Consider the following 2,577-nt stretch of genomic DNA (forward strand, 5'->3'; position numbering starts at 1 on the left):
GTATGCGTCAAAACAGCCCCACCTTTTCAAGGATGGCTCACTGTGTATAATCAGGACTCGTTCTTTGACATAGCCTGTGGCAATAAGGCTTTGAGATCGTGTTCACCCTTGGCATGTGGCAGCCGTTCAAAGAGATAAAGTAGGTATTCATAAGGATTCAGACCACAGGCCTTGGCGGTCTCGATGAGAGAGTAGATAGCGGAGCTGGATTTTGCGCCTCGGGGAGAGCCGGAGAAGAGCCAATTCTTCCGGCCAATAACGAAGGGTCGGATAGCATTTTCAGCCACGTTGTTATCCGGCTGCAAACGCCCATCTTCGAGATAAACCTCAACCTTTTCCCATTGCCCAAGGGCATATGTGATCGCTTTTCCCAGAAGACTCTGGGGAGGCGTGGTTTTTACGCGGAAGTCCAGCTGTTCCTTGATCTTATCCATAATCGGCTTGGCCTGCTCCTGACGCATGGCCAGAACCGCATCAGGATCAAGCAGTTGTTCCCGTGCTTTCTTTTCAAGCTTGTAGAGCTTGCCGATAAGATTCAAAATTGTCTGGGCAGTTCCCGACCTCTTTTTAGAACCGGTCTTGATTACATCATGAAATTTGCGCCGCACATGGACCATGCAGCCGACATGCTTAATTTCCTCGCGCTCGCCCAAGGCTTTGTAGCCGATATAGCCATCGGTTTGCAGGAATCCGCGAAAGTTACCGACGATTTCTTCAGCCACCTTCCCGCCCCTGCCGGGATCATAATGAAAGATCACGACAGGACGTTCAGGATCACCGCCACGGGCCACCCACATATAAGATTTTGAAGTGTTTTTTCTGCCTGGTTCTTTTAGGACCTGCACCGTGGTCTCATCCATGTTGATGATCGGTCCGGATCGGATTTGCTCGTAAAGTAAATCCAAGAGCGGGTTACACGCTTCAGCTGCCCGCAGTGTCCAGCCGGACATGGTTGCCCGGGAAAGATCAACTCCAAGTCGCTCAAACATGCTCGATTGCCTGTAAAACGGCAGCCCATCGACGAATTTGTTGGTCAGGATATAGGCCAGCAGTCCGGGAGTGACTATTCCTTGCGGGATCAGTTGCGGCGGCATGGGAGCTGTTTTGACGGTAGGGCCGTCATCCTCTACGCCTTCGCAGGAACGGCAGGCATATTTGGGCCGGATATGCCGGATGACTTGAATTTTTTGCGGAACGATGTCCAGCTTTTCGCTGACCTCTTCTCCTATATGGGTCAATGTGCAGCCGCAGGGGCAGACCTTGTCCTCTTCAGGAATGTCATGAACTACTTCTACCCGAGGGTAAGCTTCGGAGATAGGACGACGTCCTTTCTTGCGACGAGAATGCCCGGAGACCTCATTGCTCTCCTCGTTGCTTTCTTCAATGGCAGATTCGGGCTGCTCGGTAATGAGACTGGCTTCATCGAAAAGCGAATATTGATCTTCGCCTTGAGTTCCTTTGCTCTTCTCGGAACTGGCAACAAATTGCAAAGCCTTGAGAAGACTGACCTGCTCTTCCAACTGAGCAACCAACTGGTCGCGGTCTGCAATAATACTTTCTTTATCTGCAATAATATTTTCGTAATCTATGACGGTAGCTTCATGCTCTGCAATAACATCTTCATATCCCGCCACAATAGCTTCATGTTCTTCAACAAAGCCCTCGTAATCCGCTACAACCATTTCTCGGTCCGCAAGAATAGCATTTTGCTTAGCAATGATGAGCTTTAAGGATGCGATGTCATCGGGAAGAGGCGTGTCTTTCATGAAAACAATATAACACTAAACAACTTAAATTAAAAGGCATTATATCTCAATTTAGTGTTGAGTATCCTAGCCTTGGATGTCCCTGAGCCTGTAGAGGATCAAGCCCGTCAAGCAGCCATTTTAACTCCCGGGAACCCAACTCCATGACTTCGCCTTCGGATTCAGGCCAGCTAAAAAGGTGCTTTTCCAATCGTTTCTGCCAGAGACAAAATCCATTGTGATCCCAATACAAAATCTTGATAATGCTGCGAGTGCGGTTGCAGAAAACAAATAGCTGGCCAGAAAACACGTCGAGCTCAAGATGGTCAGCAACTATCATGGATAAACCGTTGATGGCTTTGCGCATGTCAGTGACACCGAGCACCAGCCAGACGCGAGTCTGGGAATCGAAGAAATTCACGATAGCCGACCCAGTACATGAAATATTTTATCCAGTGATTCTGGAGCGAAGTCAGCAGGGATTTCTAATCGTAATCCGTGCCATGCATGAATAATGATTGGTTGGGGATTCTTTGCCAGACTATTTTCATGTGCGATTGATACTGCTACAACCTTCTGGTCTTCTAAAGAATTTCCTCTGTTTTCAAATTTTAGTTTCCAATATCCGAGGACTCTCTGCGAAATCCCTACCTGCCTACAAAATTCAGCCTGGCTCAGGCCGCTCTTGCGCCAATTGTCTACCTGTTCCTGCCAGTAAATTTCCTTATCTGCTCTACTTTCAATGTTGTCGGGCATAAAATCTCCTTTTTCATTGAGGAGTATGCACGAGAGGGGAAATTATGGGTAGAAGGGGCTTATGTGACCCTTACAA

The 2,577-nt window shown here is 48.2% G+C and carries 3 protein-coding genes; all 3 read right to left on the reverse strand.

Annotated elements, in window-relative coordinates:
* Nucleotides 1-50: 50 nt before the first annotated feature.
* From FMS18_RS20075 to FMS18_RS20085, 3 genes are read right to left on the reverse strand one after another with little or no spacing between them, the layout of a single operon-like run.
* Nucleotides 51-1,766, reverse strand: a complete 1,716-nt coding sequence (locus FMS18_RS20075; RefSeq protein WP_239061128.1) for an IS66 family transposase — start codon at nt 1,764-1,766, stop codon at nt 51-53.
* A gap of 46 nt (nt 1,767-1,812) precedes the next feature.
* Nucleotides 1,813-2,166: an IS66 family insertion sequence element accessory protein TnpB gene (gene tnpB / locus FMS18_RS20080; RefSeq protein WP_203544722.1), complete on the reverse strand. Its 354-nt coding sequence runs from the start codon at nt 2,164-2,166 to the stop codon at nt 1,813-1,815.
* Nucleotides 2,163-2,501, reverse strand: a complete 339-nt coding sequence (locus FMS18_RS20085) for a hypothetical protein (protein WP_163296433.1) — start codon at nt 2,499-2,501, stop codon at nt 2,163-2,165. The genes tnpB and FMS18_RS20085 overlap by 4 nt, the downstream gene beginning before the upstream one ends.
* Nucleotides 2,502-2,577 lie beyond the last annotated feature (76 nt).

It is taken from the genome of Desulfovibrio sp. JC022 (genome assembly GCF_010470665.1).
GTDB lineage: Bacteria > Desulfobacterota > Desulfovibrionia > Desulfovibrionales > Desulfovibrionaceae > Maridesulfovibrio.